A 15,986-nucleotide genomic window follows, 5' to 3' on the forward strand; every position below is an offset into this window, starting at 1 on the left:
CGCCGCAGGCGGTGAAGCCTGCGGCGAGCGGTATCAGTCGTTGAGGTGGGCGACGGCGATCAGGTTGTGGAAGTGAGCAATGCCGTGCTCGCTCATGCCGCTGCGCTCGCGGTCGGCCATGATCCGGCCCTGGCCACGGTAGCCGCGGGACTTGAGGCCCTTCTGCACGCTTTCGACCAGGCGCAGGTCTTCCGGACGGAACACTTCGCGGTACCAGTCGATCAGCTTCTGCTGCTCTTCGCTGATGTCCTTGTTGAGGAAGTAGATGTCGTAGTGCTGCAGGGTGGTTTCGGCATCGACCGGGAACTCGTAGATCACGGTCATGAAGTTGGCGCCTGGCGGCACGTTGAACATGGTGCACGGCCAGGCCCAGAAACCGGCGAAGGACGGGTCCTTGACGCTTTCGTCGAACTTGAACGACTGCTCCGAAGGTTTCGCCAGGCCGTACTGCAGGGTCCAGTTGCCGTGCATGCTGTGGCTGTACTGGCCGACGTCGACCGAGTCGGCGAAGCCGGGGTGGGCCGGGGCGCAGTGGTAGCACTCGAGGTAGTTGTCGACGATCGACTTCCAGTTGGCCGGGGTGTCACTGACAAAGCGCGCGGCCAGGTGCAGGTCGTCGATCACCGCGCAGGCTGCACGCATGCGCGCTTGCAGGCCGGGCAGTTGGTCTTCGACGGAGCCGGCCTCCATGTCCATGTTGATGAAGATGAAGCCTGCGTATTCTTCGACACGCAGCTGCACCAGGGTCGAGTTTTCTTTGTCGAAGTTGACCACGTTGTCGCAGTTGCGCGCGTGGGCCAGGTCGCCGTCGAGCTTGAAGGTCCAGGCGTGGTACGGGCAGGTGATGACGTTCTTGGCCTTGCCGCTGCCGCTGAGCAACTGGTGGCCACGGTGCGGGCAGACGTTGTAGAAGGCGCGCAGGACGCTGTCGCGGCCGCGCACGACGATGATGCTTTCGCCGATCACTTCACGGGTGATGTAGGCGTTGTTCTCGGCCACTTCGCTGCGGTGGCCGACGCAGATCCAGCTGCGGGCGAAGATGTTTTCTTTCTCGTGCTCGAACACTGCGGCCTGGGTATAGAAGCTGGCGGGAATGGTGAACGCCTCTTCGGCGTTGGCGCAGAAATCGGCGGGCAGGCGTTTGAAGTCATTCATGGTTGGGGTCTCACAAGCACGGTTTTTAGTTGTTGGTTAACGCGTATCTATCAGTTAACAAGCCAGGCAAAAAAATTTACTGCTGTTGCAGGAGCGGGCTTGCCCCGCGATCTGGCCCGTACAAGGCTCAGATCGCTATCGCGGGACAAGCCCGCTCCCACAGGTGTGTGATCAGTGCACGGCAGCGGCGCTGCGCGGCGCTTGTTGCGCAGGCTCTTCACCGGCCATGCGCGCCGCTTCTTCCTCGATGCGGTAGGCCGGCACCTGGCCGTAGTCTTCGATCATCCATTTGAAGAAGCCGTAGATCTTCACCAGCAGGATCACCATGAACGGAATGGCGGTGAGCACCACGGCGGTTTTCATGGTCGACAGCGAAGCCTTGGCGAACAGCATGGCCAGCGGTACCAGGGTCAGCACCACGCACCAGAACAGGCGGTGGGTCGGCGTCGGGTCGTCGCCTTCACGCAGGTTGCGGGTGCTGGTGGCGGCCACGGCATAAGCGGCAGCGTCCATGTGCGAAGCGCAGAAGATCGCCATGATGAACAGGTACACGCCGAGGAACACCTGGCCCCACGGCAAGGCCAGCAGCAGGTGGGTCACCGCCGATTCGCCGCCTTGTTCACTGAGCATCTTCGGCACGTCCACGGCGCCGGTGATGAACTGGTGCATGCTGTAGCTTTCCAGGGCGCCGAAGAAGAACCAGCAACCGAAGCTGCCACCGAGCAGCAGGGCCATGACCACTTCCTTGATCTGCCGGCCACGCGACACGCGGGTCACGAACATGGCCACGCCTGGCGCGTAGGACACCCACCAGAGCCAGTAGAACACTGTCCAGTTGCGGGTGAAGGCACCGTCGCCCGCCGGGTCGGTGAACAGACTCATGTGCACGTAGTTCTGGATCATCAGGCCAATCGAGTTGGCGGTGTTGTTGATGGTGAACTGGGTCGGGCCGACCAGCAGCACCACCAGGGCAAACACCAGGGCGCCGATGCAGACTATCTTGCTCAGGCGCTGCAGGCCGCCATCGATACCGATGTAGGAGCTGAGCGAGAACATCACCGCCACCGCACCGATCACCAGCAGTTGCACGGTGAAGGTGTCCGGGGTGCCGGCCAGGTCATGCAGGCCGCGGGTCAGGGTCGAGGCGGTGAGCGCCAGCGACACGGTCAGCGCGCCCATCATGGTCAGCAGGAAGATCAAGTCGACGCTGCGCCCGACCGGGCCGGTGGCCTTGAAGCCGGTCACCGCTTCGACGATCGAGGCCAGGTTCAGGCCGCTCTTCTTGCGCACGTGGAAGTGATAGGCCATGGCCAGCGAGGCCAGGGCATAGATCGACCAGGCACTGACGCCCCAGTGGAAGAACGAGTAGCTGATGCTGTACTCGAGTGCCTTGGGGGTGGCGGCGGCGATGTTCAGGCCCGGGGTCTGGTAGTAGTAGGCCCATTCCATCACGCCCCAGTACAGGGTCGAAGAGCCCATGCCGGCGCAGATGAACATGAACACCCAGGTGGCGGTGGCGTACTCGGGTTTGCCACTGCCCAGGCGGATGTTGCCGTACTTGCTGAAGGCCAGGTACAGCACCGCCAGCGAGCTGCCGAACACCAGCACCTGAACACTGGTGCCGAAGGTCCGGGTCGACAGTTCGAACAACTGGTTGGCCGCGCTTTCGGCTTCGCCCGGGAAGGCTGCAAGGCCGATGACGGTGAGCAGCACGGCAATCAAACTCACGGTAATCAGGAACACATCAATCTTTTTATTTTTGTGCGACATCATCGTCTCCTGGACGTTGGCGTTCTTAGCTATACCCGGCAGGCACTCCGGGGTGTTGCGGCAGCACTCCCTGCTTCGTTGTTAACTTAAAGTTAACGTGAATCTTTTGGTTAACAGATTCTGCAGATAATCCGCTTCACCCGCAAGAGCCAAGGGGCCGTTTTGTCAGACAATTCTGACAATCGGCCCCTGGTCATCAACCTTCGATCAGCGCGCTGATAGCTTCACCGACTTGCTGGGTCGACTTTTGCCCGCCCATATCGCGGGTGGTATCGCCGGCGGCGATGACCTGCTCGATGGCTTTGAGAATGTCGTCGTGGGCGGCGCGGTAACGCGGGTCGGCGCCGTCGTTGCCAAGGAACTCGAGCATCAGCGCGCCCGACCAGATCATCGCGATCGGGTTGGCGATGTTCTTGCCGAAGATGTCCGGGGCCGAACCGTGCACGGGTTCGAACAGCGACGGGAATTTGCGCTCGGGGTTGAGGTTGGCCGATGGCGCGATGCCGATGGTGCCGGCGCAGGCCGGGCCGAGGTCGGAGAGGATGTCGCCGAACAGGTTCGAGGCCACCACCACGTCGAAGCGATCCGGCTGCAGCACGAAGCGGGCGCAGAGGATATCAATGTGCTGCTTGTCCCAGCTGATTTCCGGATAATTGGCAGCCATGGCCGCGGTGCGCTCGTCCCAGTAGGGCATGCTCACGGCCATGCCGTTGGACTTGGTCGCCGAGGTCACGTGCTTGCGCTCGCGGGTTTGCGCCACCTCGAAGGCGTACTTGAGGATGCGGTCGACACCCCGGCGGGTGAACACCGACTCCTGCAGCACGAACTCGTTGTCGGTGCCTTCGAACATGCGCCCGCCCAGGGACGAATATTCGCCTTCGGTGTTCTCGCGGATTACCACAAAGTCGATGTCGCCAGGCTCACGGCCGGCCAGCGGGCAGGGTACGCCGGGGAACAGGCGCACCGGGCGGATGTTCACGTACTGGTCGAAGTCGCGGCGAAACTTCAGCAGCGAGCCCCACAGCGAGATGTGGTCCGGGACCTTGTCTGGCCAGCCCACGGCGCCGAAGTACAGGGCGTCGAAATCCTTGAGCTGCTCGAACCAGTCGTCCGGCATCATCTTGCCGTGGGCCAGGTAGTAATCGCAGCTGGCCCATTCGAAGAATTCGAAGCTGATGTCCAGGCCATGCTTGCGCGCGGCGGCCTCGACCACGCGGATGCCTTCGGGGAGTACTTCGTTGCCGATGCCGTCACCGGGAATTGCGGCGATTCTGAAAGTCTTGCTCATGAGGGGCGCACTCGTTGTCTAGGGAACAGGTGCGGCTCATGCTATAAGGGCAGGATTCAGAGATAATCTCGTGATTCATGGATTCTTAGTGCACGCATCGTGAATAATCTTCCCAGCCTCGACGACCTCAATATCTTCCTCCAGGTGGCCAAGCGCGCCAGCTTCGCGGCGGTGGCCGAAGAGCTCGGCATGTCGGCCGCGTTCATCAGCAAACGCATCCGCGTGCTTGAGCAAACCCTTGAAGTGCGCCTGCTGCACCGCACCACCCGGCGGGTGACGGTGAGCGAGGAGGGCGAGCGGGTGTACCAGTGGGCGCAGCAGATTTTCGATGCGGTGCAGCGCATGGGCGACGACATCAGCGCCCAGCACCGCGAACCGGTGGGCCAGCTGCGGATTGCCAGCAGCCTTGGCCTGGGCCGGCGATTTGTGGCCCCGGCGTTGTCGGAACTGGCCGAGCGCTACCCGCGCCTGGATGTGCGCCTGGACGTGCATGACCGCCTGGTGGACCTGATTGAAGAGGGCGTCGACCTGGATATTCGCGTCGGTAACGCCATCGCCCCCAACCTGATTGCCAAGCCGCTGGCCAGGAACCGCCGGGTGCTGTGCGCTTCCCCGGCCTACCTGGCCCGGCGCGGCACGCCCAAGGTGCTGGCCGAGCTTGCCAGCCATGATTGCCTGGTGATCAAGGAGCGTGACCACCCGTTTGGCGTGTGGCAGCTGGAAGGGCCGGGGGGCGAGGAGAGCGTGCGGGTGACCGGCAGCCTGTCGAGCAACCATGGTGAAGTGGCGCACCAGTGGTGCCTGGATGGGCGAGGAATTTTGCTGCGCTCGTGGTGGGATGTGCACGACAGCCTGGCCGATGGGCGCCTGGTGCAGGTGCTGGCGGAGTATCACCAGCCGGCGGACATCTGGGCGGTGTATACCTCGCCGCTGGCCAGTTCGGCCAAGGTGCGGGTGGCGGTGGAGTTTTTTCGCCAGTATTTTGCCGAGCGCTATAGCTTGCCTGAGCTAGGTTGACAGGGCCGGCCTCATCGCTGGCAAGGCCAGCTCCCACAGGCCCGGTGTACACAGGCCCATTGTGGGAGCCGGCGTTGCCGGCGATGGGCTGCAACGCAGCCCCGGTTCACCTCAGAACGTGTAATCCACCGTCGCAAAATACGACCGCGGCTCACCCATCAGCCACTGCTCGCCACTGTGCGCAGTGGCCGCATAACGCCGGTCGAGCAGGTTGTTCAGCTGCAGGCCCAGACGCACATCCGGCAGCACCTGCCAGCCCAGGTTGGCATCGACCACGGTAAAGCCCGGCACGCTCTGGGAGTTGGCGGTGTTGGCATAGCGCTCATCGACATAACGCAGGCCCATGCCGGCGTCTACGTTGTGGCTGAAGCCTTTGCTGACCCACAGGTTGGCGGTCCGCCGCGGTACGTTGCTTGGGCGATTGCCAGCACGGGAAACGGTTTGCCCGCCCACCGTCTGGTCGAAATCGTCGTACTTGGCGCGCACCACCGAGGCGTTGGCCGAGACATGCCACTGGTTGGCCAGGGCCAGCTCCAGGGTCGCTTCCAGGCCATCGGAGGTCTGCTGCCCGGCCTGTTCCTTCTGGTGGGTGTCGGGGTTGTCGACCAACAGCTTCTTCTTGACGATGTGATAGGCCGCCAGGGTCCACTCGCCACGGCCATCCCAGAACAGCTGCTTGAGGCCGAACTCGGTCTGCTTGGCTTCGGTCAGGTCGAACTTCTGTTGGCTCGGGCTCAAGGTCACCAGGTCGCTGACGCCATCTTCACTGGTGGAGTACTGGCCGTACAGACTCAGCTCGTCGTTGACTGCGAACACCAGCCCGGCGCGCCAGTTGCCGCCGTTGAGGCTGCGGTCAGTGCGGGTGTCGTTGACCAGGTTGTTGCGGTCGATGTGGTTCTGGTCGCGACGAATGCCGGTGACCAGCGACCAGCGCTCCGACAGCTGGGTGCGGTTCTCGGCGAACAGGGCGAAGGTGCGGGTGGTGCTGTCGGTTTGCGGGCGGGTCGGGCTGGCGCTGTGGAAGTAGCCCGGCGCCGGCTGCCACGGGTCGATGAAATCGCCGCCGATGTCGTTGTACGGCGAGTTGCTGTCGATGCCGAAACGGATGCGGTTGTACTCGGCGCCGACCACGGTTTTGCTGGCCAGGCCAAACAGCGAATGGTCGAAGGTGAAGCTCTGGCGGTCGCCGACCTGTTCCTGGTCGTGCTTGATCTCCAGGTAGCTGCCGCGCTCAAGCTGGCCGACGCCGCTGTTCCAGGTGTAGTCCTCGGCGTTGCGCCAGTGCCGGCGGCTCTTGATGTAGTACAGCTGGTTGCTGGCGCTGATCGAATCGCTGATGGCCCAGTCGGTGTTAAAGCGGGTCCACTCGTCGTGGTAGTGCTGGGCCGAATCCTTGAGGTTGTAGTTTTTCTTGCGCAGGCTGTCGCGATAATGGCCGTCGATCAGCGGCGTGCCGAAGTAGTTCATCGGGTCGGCATCGCCGCGCTCGTGGGCGAGGGTGAAGCTCAGGTCGTCGCTGGCATCGAAGCGCAGGGCGGCGCTCATGGCCAGGTTCTTCGAGTCGCCGCGGTCGACCCAACCGTTGCTTTCCTGGCGGTTGAGGGTCACCCGGTAGCTCAGCCGCTCGCTCAGCGAGCCGCCGCTGTCCAGGCCCAGTTGCTGGCGGTCGTAGGAACCATAGCCCAGGCGCAGGTGGTTACGGATCTCGCCGGTAAAAGGTTTTTTCGGAATCACGTTGATCACCGCACCCGTGGCGCCTTCGCCGTACAGCACCGAGGCCGGGCCACGGATCACGTCGATGCGCTCGACCATCCACGGGTCGACCGGGAAGCTCTGGGTACCGGCGCCGGTGTACATGCGCGAGCCGTCGAACAGGGTCATCACCGAGCCGTGGCCGCTGAAGCCGCGGGCCGACAGCGCCGTATTGCCGTTGCCCGGGGTGGCGACCGAGGTGATGCCCGGCGAGCGGGTCACGGCGTCCTGCACGGTGAGGTTGTTGCGCCCGTCGATGACCTCGCTGGCGAGGCTGCTGGTGCTGGCCGGGGTGTCCATGGCACTGAGGTCCAGGCGCGAGCCGGTCGGCAGCGGGGTGGCCAGGCTGATGGTTTGGTTGTCGCTGCTGCTGGTGATGGCCGTCGAGGGCAGGGCCAGGGCAGAGGGGCTGGTGTCTTCGGCGAAAGCCGGCACGGAGAATGCCAGGCAGGGGGCCAGGGCATTGGCCGCCAGGGTATGAAGCTTGGAATTTCGGGACATGTCGTTCCACAGTCAACAGGAAGAATGAATCCCGGAGGGAACAACGCATGGAGGCATGGCGCACGCGCAGGCGGACGCCAACCGGCCTGCGCCCGCCCACCGCGGGGTTGCCAAACAGAAGCTTCAGGCCGGTCTCCGGGCTTGCGAGGGTCGTGAAGGCCTTCACCTTCCCATGCCGAGGCACAGTGGTGTTTCGAAGGCTTCGCTCGCTTACCGTTGCGGGGGCAGCGCCGGACTGGTCATTTGCATGACGCACCGGCTTCCCGTTTCACCCTGCGCACGGCGGCGCAGGACACCTGAAACTGGCGCGCATCTGAACACCGAAAACCTTTGCAGTCAACGGCTTGCGTATCTGAGCAGATCAGTTTTTGGGTGGCGCTTCTAGGTCAACAGCATCGCCGGCAAGCCGGCTCCCACAGGGTTCGGTGTGCACCGTAGCTGTGGGAGCTGGCTTGCCAGCGATGAGTCCAGCTCAGACAGCGACGTCTCAACGCCCGCGCTTGCGCGACACCACCGCCTCGATATTCTTGCGCCCGATCAGCATTGGCTGCTTCGGCTCTTCCAGCCACTTGTACATCACCAGGCTGTCCACCAGCCCCAGGCGCGCATGCCGGTAGGCATTGGGCAAACGCCCGACGATGGCAAAGCCAAGCTTCTGCCACAAGGCCACCGCGACCTCGTTGCTCGACACCACCGAGTTGAACTGCATGGCCAGAAAACCCAGCTCCCGGGCCAGCTGCTGCGAGTGCTCGCACATCAACCTGGCGACACCGCGCCCACGGGCGGCGTCGCAGACCATGTAGCCGCAATTGCTGACATGGTTGCCGGGGCCGGCGGCATTGGCCTTGAGGAAGTAGGAGCCGAGCAGCACGCCATCCTCTTCGGCCACCAGGGTTCGCAGCGGCGCTTCCAGCCACAGCTGGCGGGCTTGCTCCTGGCTCATGGCCGGGTCGAAGGCATAGGTTTCGCGGGCGCTGACAATGCCCTGGAAGGTCGGCCAGAAAAGCTCGAAGTCGGCGGCGGTCATGGGGCGGATGTGGATCATGGCGGTTCCTGAAAACGGTTCGCCCGCTAGCTTATGCGAAAACGCCAGGAAGTGGGTGAGGCGCGGCGCGACCGCGCGCTCACGTGAGGGAGAGGTTACAGCCCAGCCTTGCCCACGGCATCCAGTGCCCGCGCCGAATACACCAGCGCCGCCCCGGCGTTCATGGCCACGGCCACGCCCAGGGCTTCGGCGATTTCTTCGCGGGTCGCGCCTTGCTTGACCGCCTGGGCCGAGTGCACGGCGATGCAGCCGTCACAGCGGGTGCTGACTGCCACGGCCAGGGAAATCAGCTCACGGGTCTTGGCGTCCAGGTGGTTGGTCCTGGCTCCGGCGCCACTGGCGGTCATGTAACCGTTAACCGTGTCGGGAGAGAGTTGCTTGAGATCGCCGATGCCGCCCATCAACTGATTACGGTAGGCATCCCAGTCCATCATGCTCATTGTCTTCACCTTGGTGTGGTTGGCAACTAGAACAGTGACGTTAGTTTTTTTTGCGGCAGGGCGCCGTTGGTCGATGGTCGGGGAAAGGCAAGACTTTGGGAGGGAGAGGGTCTCATCGCTGGCAAGCCAGCTCCCACAGAGAAAGCATGCACTGAACCTGTGGGAGCTGGCTTGCCAGCGATAGCGGTCTGAGTCAGATATAGATGAACACCAGCACCAGCGCCGCCACCACCGCCCATTTCTCCAGGTAGTAACGGGTGCGGTTGCGCTTCTTCAGCGCCTTGCCGCGCTCGCGGATCTTGTAGATGCGGGTGAACAGGCGGTTGATGCCGCCGGTCTTGTCACCGGCATCGTTGGGCGCGGCGGCCGCGGCCATCACGCTGCGGCTGAACCAGCGGTTGAACGCCGTGGCCCAGCGGTACTTGAGCGGACGCTCGACGTCGCAGAACAGAATGATGCGGTTGTGCTCGGTCTGGTTCGAGGCGTAGTGGATGTAGGTTTCATCGAACACCACCGCCTCGCCGTCGCGCCAGGCGTAGTTCTCGCCGTCGACGCAGATGTAGCAAGCGTCATCGTTTGGCGTGTCCAGGCCCAGGTGGTAGCGGTACGAGCCTGCGTAAGGGTCGCGGTGGCGCACCAGCTTGGAGCCCGGCGGCAGGGTGGCGAACATCGCCGCCTTGACCGTGCCGATGCCCTGCAGCAGCTCGGTGGTGCGTGGGCACAGCTTCATTGCCGAAGGGTGGCTCTCGCCGTACCACTTCAGGTAGAAGCGCTTCCAGCCGCTCTTGAAGAACGAGTTGAAGCCGACGTCGTCGTAGTTCTGCGAGCTCTTGATCTCGCCGACGTGCAGCAGTTGCTGGGCCTCGGCGCGGATTTCCTGCCAGTTGTCCTGCAACGGCTTGAGCTCGGGGAAGGACTCGACTGGCAGGTACGGCTTGGCCGGCAGCTTGGAGAACAGGTACAGGAACACGTTGACCGGGGCCAGGAAGCTCGAGTGATCACCCAGCTGACGGGTGACCTTGTGCCGTACCCGGCCGCGGAAATGGACGTAGGCAATCGAGAAAACAAACAGTAGAACTAAGAAAATTTTCATGGGCGAATACTTGTCGATGTGGCGATGCGCCATGGCATAAGCCCGCCAGCATAAACAATCATGTCCACGGTTTGAACTAAATGTTACCGGTTATGTGCCCGACCATAGTGCTAGGCGCAACCGTTTGCCTTAACGATTCAGCCCGCGCGGTTGTCCCTCAGCAAACGTCGAGCGCTGCCCCGGCCCTGTTCAGGTAGGGCGTCAGGTCACCCGCCGCCTGTGCCTGGAGCAAGCCGATGATCACCTCTATGCCGGCCTGTTCGAGCAACGCGATACCCGCCCCGGCATTGCGCGGGTCGGGGTCGAGCATGGCAACGAACACGCGCTTGATGCCGCGCTTGATCAAGGCTGTGGCACAGGACGGCGTGCGGCCATGGAAGGAGCAGGGCTCGAGGGTCACGTAGGCCGTCACCCCGTCGGCATCGCCGTCGAACTGCGCCATGGCCATGGCTTCAGCGTGGTGTTGCCCTGGTGCTTGGGTAAAGCCGCGGGCAATGATCCGGCCGTCGCGCACCAGCACGCAGCCCACCGGGGGATTGGGCAGGCAGGTGGGCAAGGCGCGGCGGCCTTCGCTCAGGGCCTGGTGCATGAACAGCTTATCGCTGGGTGAAAAACAATCCATTGTCGTTCAGCTCCTGGGGTAGTGATGGCGCGAGTGCGCGTACACAGCGTAATCCAGCTTGCGCGCTTTTGCCGCCTCACTTGCGGGTGATTTTGCCGCCAGGGACATGCAGGTACGACATCACGCTTTCGGTCAGCTCGGTGGCCAGCTTCACCGCTTCCTTGTTGCGCGCCATGACCCCGGCCACCAGGCCTTCGATCAGCGCCAGCACGGCAATGCTGGAACTGGTCAACACCGGGTGATCGGCAGCGGCGAACAGCACGTGACGGGCAATCGGCGTCAGCGGCGAGGCTGGCGAATCGGTAATGGCCAGCACCGTGGCGCCACGCTCATGGGCAAAGCGCGAGAGTTGCAGGGTGTCCTGGGAGTAGCGCGGCAGCGAAATAGCCAGCAGCACGTCCTGGTCAGTGATCGCTGCCAGGCGGTAGGCGGCGTTTTCGTTGCCGCCTTCCATGCTGATGGCGCAGGCATCGGCGCAGAACGGCACCAGGGTCGAGGCCGCCAGGCCCGCGAGGTAGACGCTGTTGCCAAAGCCCAGCACGTACACCTTGCGCGCCTGGGTCAGGCTGGCGATGAAGGCCTCGAAGGTCTCCGCCTGGTTGATGTCGCGGGTGGTCGCCAGGTTGCTGCTGGCGCTATGGATCTGCTCGTGCAGGCCGAACTCGCCTCCGGGGCGCTGGGCCAGTTCATTACGCAGCTTGTCCACGGGCGAGACCATCTGTTGCAGGGTGCTCACCAGCTCGGCCTTCATGCCGCTGTAGCCGCCCAGGTCCAGGGCCTTGGCCAGGCGGTTGACCGCAGCGGGCGAGGTGGCGGTGGCCTGGGCCATCTCTTCGATGGTCAGGGTCGCCGCCTTGAGCGGGTGACGCAGGATGTAATCGGCCACCTTGCGCAACGAGGGTTGCAGTTCGGCGAGGCTTTCCGACAGCTTGCGCATGACCGGTGAGGCGTAGACGGTGGTGTTCTTCGAAGTGCTCGACATCCGGCGCAAGGCTCCCTGAAAGATGGGTCGCAGTGTATCCCAAGCCACTCCCCGGCGTGCAGCCGGGGCGTGGCCTGGAGGCTTACTTGAGGCTGCCGGCAAGAAACTGGCGCAGACGTTCGGACTGCGGCCTGGCCAGCACTTCACGGGGGTGGCCGCGTTCTTCGGCAATGCCCTGGTGCAGGAACAGCAACTGGTTGGACACCTCGCGGGCAAAACCCATTTCATGGGTGACCACCACCATGGTCCGGCCTTCGCTGGCCAGGTCCTGCATGACCCTGAGCACTTCGCCGACCAGTTCCGGGTCAAGCGCCGAAGTCGGTTCGTCGAACAGCATCACTTCCGGCTCCATGGCCAGGGCGCGGGCGATCGCCACGCGTTGCTGTTCGCCGCCGGACATGTGCGCAGGGTAGGCATTGCGGCGATGGCTGACGCCGACCTTGTGCAGGTAGTGTTCGGCCTTCTCGCGGGCTTCCTTGCGGTTGATGCCCAGCACTTGCACCGGCGCTTCCATGACGTTGTCCAGGGCGCTCATGTGCGACCACAGGTTGAAGTGCTGAAAGACCATGCTCAGGCGTGCGCGCAGGCGTTGCAGCTGACGCGGGTCGGCGGCCCTGAGCCCGCCGCGGGAGCAGTTGCGCAGCTTGAGCTGCTCGCCGTTGACCAGGATCTCGCCGGCGTTGGGTTGCTCGAGCAGGTTGATGCAGCGCAGGAAGGTGCTCTTGCCCGAGCCGCTGGAGCCGATGATGCTGATCACGTCACCGGCGCTGGCCTGCAGCGAGACACCCTTGAGCACCTGATGGTTGCCGTAGCTTTTATGCAGGTCGTTGATTTGCAGTTTGTTCATCAGTAGGTACTCGGTGGGTCAGTCGGTGAGCAGGCGGCCCTGGCGAATCGGTGTGGTGCCGGCGACCTTGGCCAGCCACAGACCGGGCTGGGCAAAGCGCAGGCGTTCGCGGGCATAGAGGACGCCGTCGGTGCTGGCGCGGACCACGCTGTGGCGATCGGTCAGCGGGTCGATCACTTCGAACAGCGGGTCGCCGACCGTGACCCGCGCCCCCAAAGGTTGCAGGTAGCTGACCACGCCGGGATGTTCGGCATAGGCATACTGGGCGCCGGCAAAGGGTGTGGCGGCGCAGCACTGGCTGGGCGCCGCGGGCCAGTCGCCGTTGATCAGGCCCTGGTCGGCGAGGTAGCCGAGAATCTGTTCGGCGCTGGCCTGGCATGCTTCGCGCCCGGTGTCGGCCATGCCGCGCAGTTCGACGGTGGTGGCCACGCAGGCCAGGGGAATCTCGGCCTCCGGGAAGTACTCGCGCAAGCGCAACCAGGGCACCGCACAGGCTTCATCGAATGCGTCGCCGCCGGCGTCTTCGGCCAGCAGCACCGCTTCGGCACCCAGGCGTGCTGCCAGCGAGCGCAGGGTTGGCCAGTTCTGCGGCAGGGCGTAGAGCAGCATCACCGATTCGAAATCGCAGTGCAGGTCGAGCACCAGGTCGGCATCGCAGGCGCTTTGCAGCAACAGGCGGCGCAGGCCGTCGAGCTCGCTGCGCGCTGCGGGCAGCTCGGCAAGGGTCGCGGCCATGGCCTGGCGAATCGTTGCCACGTTGGCTTCGCCATCGCTGCCCAGTTGCCCCTCCAGGCGCGCTACCAGCGCTTCGGTCAAGGGTGGGAAATCGCGGTTGAAGTTCTTGCCGCTGTTGAACTCGAATCGGCCCTGGTGCGTGGCCTGGAACATCTGGCCGATGCCGATCGGGTTGGCCAGTGGCACCAGCTCGATCACACCGCTGAGCCGGCCCTGGGCCTCGAGTTCGGCCAGGCGCCGCTTGAGCTCGACCGCCACCCGCATGCCGGGCAGTTCATCAGCGTGCAGCGAAGCCTGGATATAGGCCTTGCGTGCGCCGCTGCCGAAGCGAAACAGGCGCAGGGTGCGCTGGGTGCCGCAGGCACTCCAGGGCAGAACATGGTCAATTTGCTGCATGAAAGCTCCTTAGTGCTTGCGCGGGGCGAGGTAGGCCAGCCAGCGGCGCTCGGCCAGCTTGAACAGGCGCACCAGCATGAAGGTCAGGACCAGGTAGATCAGCCCGGCGGTAATGAAGGCCTCGAAGGGCAGGTAGTAACGGGCATTGAAGGTTTTTGCCGCGCCGGTGATATCCACCAGGGTCACGATCGAGGCCAGGCTGGTGGTCTGCAGCATCATCAGCACTTCATTGCTGTATTGCGGCAGGGCCCGGCGCAGGGCCGAGGGCAGCAGGATGCGCCGGTACATCGTCAGGCGCGACATGCCCATGGCCCGGGCCGCCTCGACCTCGCCACGGGCCGTGGACCGCAGGCTGCCGGCCAGCAACTCGGCGCTGTAGGCGCTGGTGTTGATGGCAAAGGCCAGGCAGGTACAGAAGGTCGCGCTGGACAGGTACGGCCACAGCACACTGTTGCGCACCGCCTCGAACTGGGCCAGGCCGTAGTAGATCAGAAACAGCTGCACCAGCATCGGCGTGCCGCGGATCACATAGGTGTAGAGCCAGGCCGGGTAACGCAGCAGGCAGTTGCGCGAGACCCGCATCAGGGCCAGCGGAATTGCCAGCGCCAGGCCACAGGCCAGGGAGATCATCAGCACCTTCAAGGTCAGCAGAATGCCGTTGAGGTACAGCGGCAGGTTTTGCCAGATCAGGTGATAGTCGAGCATCAGGCAACTCCCCTCAGAGTTCGGCGGCTTTGCAGCCGACCGAGTAGCGTTTCTCGACGCCGCGCAACAGTAGCAGCGACAGGCTGGTCAGCAGCAGGTACAGGCCGGCCACGGCCAGGTAGAAGGTGAACGGCTGGTGGGTGGCATCGGCCGCGTTCTTGGCCTTGAACATCATGTCCTGCAAGCCGATCACCGAAATCAGCGCGGTGGACTTGGTCAGCACCAGCCAGTTGTTGGTAAAGCCCGGCAGCGCCAGGCGCACCATCTGCGGCACGCTGATCCGCCAGAACACCTGCAGGGGGCTCATGCCATAGGCCGCGCCGGCTTCGGCCTGGCCCTTGGGAATGGCCAGGAAGGCGCCGCGGAAAGTCTCCGAGAGGTAGGCGCCGAAGATGAAGCCCATGGTGCAGACCCCGGCAATGAACGGGTTGATGTCGATGTACTGCTCGTAACCCAGGGCCAGTGCCAGGCGGTTGACCAGGTCCTGGCCGCCATAAAACACCAGCAGGATGAGCACCAGGTCGGGGATGCCGCGCACCACCGTGGTGTACAGCTCGCCCAGGCCTGCCAGCCATTTGACTGGCGACAAGCGACAGGCCGCGCCGATCAGGCCGAGGCTGATGGCCATGGCCATGGCCAGCAAAGCCAGGTTGATGGTCAGCCAGGCGCCATCGAGAATGCTCGATCCGTAGCCATGAAGCATGATGAAAGTCCTCGCCAGCCGGGGTTAGTGGCCGTAGATATCAAACGGGAAGTACTTGCTTTGCACCTGCTGGTAGGTGCCGTTGGCGCGGATTGCAGCGATGGCGGCGTTGAGCCTGGCCAGGTTGGCGCTGTCGCCCTTGCGCACGGCAATTCCGGCACCACGGCCGAAGTATTGCGGGTCGCTGATATCCGGGCCGACCAGGGCAAAGCCTTGCCCGGCGGGGGTCTTGATGAAGCTTTCTTCGGTGTTGACGATGTCGGCGAGGGTTGCGTCCAGGCGCCCGGCGGTAAGGTCGAGAAAGGCTTCGTTCTGCGAGGCGTAGCGCACCACTTCGACCCCGGCGCTTTCCAGCTGTTCGGTGGCGAAGCGGTCATAGGTCGAGGCGCGCTGCACGCCGACCCGCTTGCCCTTGAGGTCGGTGGCCGGGTCGCTGATCTGGTTGCCGGCCTTCATCGCGAACTTGCCGGGCGTGTGGTAGTACTTGTCGGTGAAGTCGACCGATTTCAGTCTGTCTTCGGTGATCGACATCGACGACAGCACAGCGTCGATCTTGCGGACCTTCAACGACGGAATCATGCCGTCGAACTCCTGGATCACCCACTGGCACTTGACCTGCATCTGTGCGCACAGGGCGTTGCCGATGTCGTAGTCAAACCCTGTCAGTTCGCCTTGCGGCGTACGGTAGGAAAAAGGCGGGTAGGCAGCTTCGATGCCGATGCGCAGGCTGCCTTGATCGGCCTGGGTCATTGCGCTGCAGGCACAGAGGGCCAGTGCGCCGAGAAGTCCGGTCTTGTTCATATTCTTGACTCCGGTGGGTGGGGTGCGCATAGAAATGACATGAATTATTTCAGAAATCAATTTAATGAAAATAAAAATATCAATCGGCCGACTGACGGCACCTCCGTCCAGGCGGTAGACTCAAGCACTCGACC

Annotated in this window: 15 protein-coding genes and 1 riboswitch; of the genes, 1 reads left to right on the forward strand and 14 read right to left on the reverse strand. The window is 63.6% G+C overall.

Going from position 1 to position 15,986, the window contains the following annotated elements; translation table 11 throughout:
- Positions 1-33: 33 nt before the first annotated feature.
- From ABM562_RS17860 to ABM562_RS17870, 3 genes are all read right to left on the reverse strand, one after another.
- Positions 34-1,155: an aromatic ring-hydroxylating oxygenase subunit alpha gene (locus ABM562_RS17860; protein WP_115087613.1), complete on the reverse strand. Its 1,122-nt coding sequence runs from the start codon at positions 1,153-1,155 to the stop codon at positions 34-36.
- Positions 1,156-1,326: 171 nt separating this feature from the next.
- Positions 1,327-2,925, reverse strand: coding sequence for a BCCT family transporter (locus ABM562_RS17865; RefSeq protein WP_276543034.1), 1,599 nt, complete (start codon positions 2,923-2,925; stop codon positions 1,327-1,329).
- A 196-nt stretch (positions 2,926-3,121) separates the two neighbouring features.
- Complete coding sequence (locus ABM562_RS17870) at positions 3,122-4,213, reverse strand: tartrate dehydrogenase (RefSeq protein ID WP_115087615.1); 1,092 nt, start codon at positions 4,211-4,213, stop codon at positions 3,122-3,124.
- 99 nt (positions 4,214-4,312) lie between these two features.
- On the opposite strand from ABM562_RS17870, the gene ABM562_RS17875 reads away from it, so the two are divergent.
- On the forward strand, positions 4,313-5,230 hold the full coding sequence (locus tag ABM562_RS17875; protein ID WP_134061467.1) for a LysR substrate-binding domain-containing protein: 918 nt from the start codon (positions 4,313-4,315) through the stop codon (positions 5,228-5,230).
- A gap of 111 nt (positions 5,231-5,341) precedes the next feature.
- Here the strand turns inward: ABM562_RS17875 and ABM562_RS17880 are convergent, their stop codons facing one another.
- From ABM562_RS17880 to ABM562_RS17930, 11 genes are all read right to left on the reverse strand, one after another.
- Entirely contained in the window at positions 5,342-7,483 is a 2,142-nt protein-coding gene (locus tag ABM562_RS17880; protein ID WP_460422834.1) for a TonB-dependent receptor, read from the reverse strand.
- 109 nt (positions 7,484-7,592) lie between these two features.
- A riboswitch (cobalamin riboswitch) is annotated at positions 7,593-7,798 on the reverse strand.
- Between the two features lie 172 nt (positions 7,799-7,970).
- On the reverse strand, positions 7,971-8,528 hold the full coding sequence (locus ABM562_RS17885) for a GNAT family N-acetyltransferase (RefSeq protein WP_115087618.1): 558 nt from the start codon (positions 8,526-8,528) through the stop codon (positions 7,971-7,973).
- A 95-nt stretch (positions 8,529-8,623) separates the two neighbouring features.
- A complete protein-coding gene (locus ABM562_RS17890) occupies positions 8,624-8,968 on the reverse strand; it encodes a carboxymuconolactone decarboxylase family protein (protein WP_115087619.1) in 345 nt (114 codons plus the stop codon).
- Positions 8,969-9,161: 193 nt separating this feature from the next.
- A complete protein-coding gene (gene lpxO, locus ABM562_RS17895; protein ID WP_460422836.1) occupies positions 9,162-10,061 on the reverse strand; it encodes a lipid A hydroxylase LpxO in 900 nt (299 codons plus the stop codon).
- 157 nt (positions 10,062-10,218) lie between these two features.
- A complete protein-coding gene (gene ribD, locus ABM562_RS17900; protein WP_115087620.1) occupies positions 10,219-10,683 on the reverse strand; it encodes a bifunctional diaminohydroxyphosphoribosylaminopyrimidine deaminase/5-amino-6-(5-phosphoribosylamino)uracil reductase RibD in 465 nt (154 codons plus the stop codon).
- A gap of 76 nt (positions 10,684-10,759) precedes the next feature.
- On the reverse strand, positions 10,760-11,665 hold the full coding sequence (locus tag ABM562_RS17905; RefSeq protein WP_115087621.1) for a MurR/RpiR family transcriptional regulator: 906 nt from the start codon (positions 11,663-11,665) through the stop codon (positions 10,760-10,762).
- Between the two features lie 82 nt (positions 11,666-11,747).
- Positions 11,748-12,512, reverse strand: a complete 765-nt coding sequence (locus ABM562_RS17910; RefSeq protein WP_115087622.1) for an ABC transporter ATP-binding protein — start codon at positions 12,510-12,512, stop codon at positions 11,748-11,750.
- 18 nt (positions 12,513-12,530) lie between these two features.
- Entirely contained in the window at positions 12,531-13,643 is a 1,113-nt protein-coding gene (locus ABM562_RS17915; RefSeq protein WP_115087623.1) for a succinylglutamate desuccinylase/aspartoacylase family protein, read from the reverse strand.
- Between the two features lie 9 nt (positions 13,644-13,652).
- On the reverse strand, positions 13,653-14,348 hold the full coding sequence (locus tag ABM562_RS17920; RefSeq protein ID WP_415842522.1) for an ABC transporter permease: 696 nt from the start codon (positions 14,346-14,348) through the stop codon (positions 13,653-13,655).
- Between the two features lie 13 nt (positions 14,349-14,361).
- A complete protein-coding gene (locus ABM562_RS17925; RefSeq protein WP_134061469.1) occupies positions 14,362-15,051 on the reverse strand; it encodes an ABC transporter permease in 690 nt (229 codons plus the stop codon).
- Between the two features lie 24 nt (positions 15,052-15,075).
- Entirely contained in the window at positions 15,076-15,852 is a 777-nt protein-coding gene (locus ABM562_RS17930) for an ABC transporter substrate-binding protein (RefSeq protein WP_115087626.1), read from the reverse strand.
- Positions 15,853-15,986: the final 134 nt, after the last annotated feature.

This window comes from Pseudomonas sp. ZL2 (assembly GCF_054788455.1).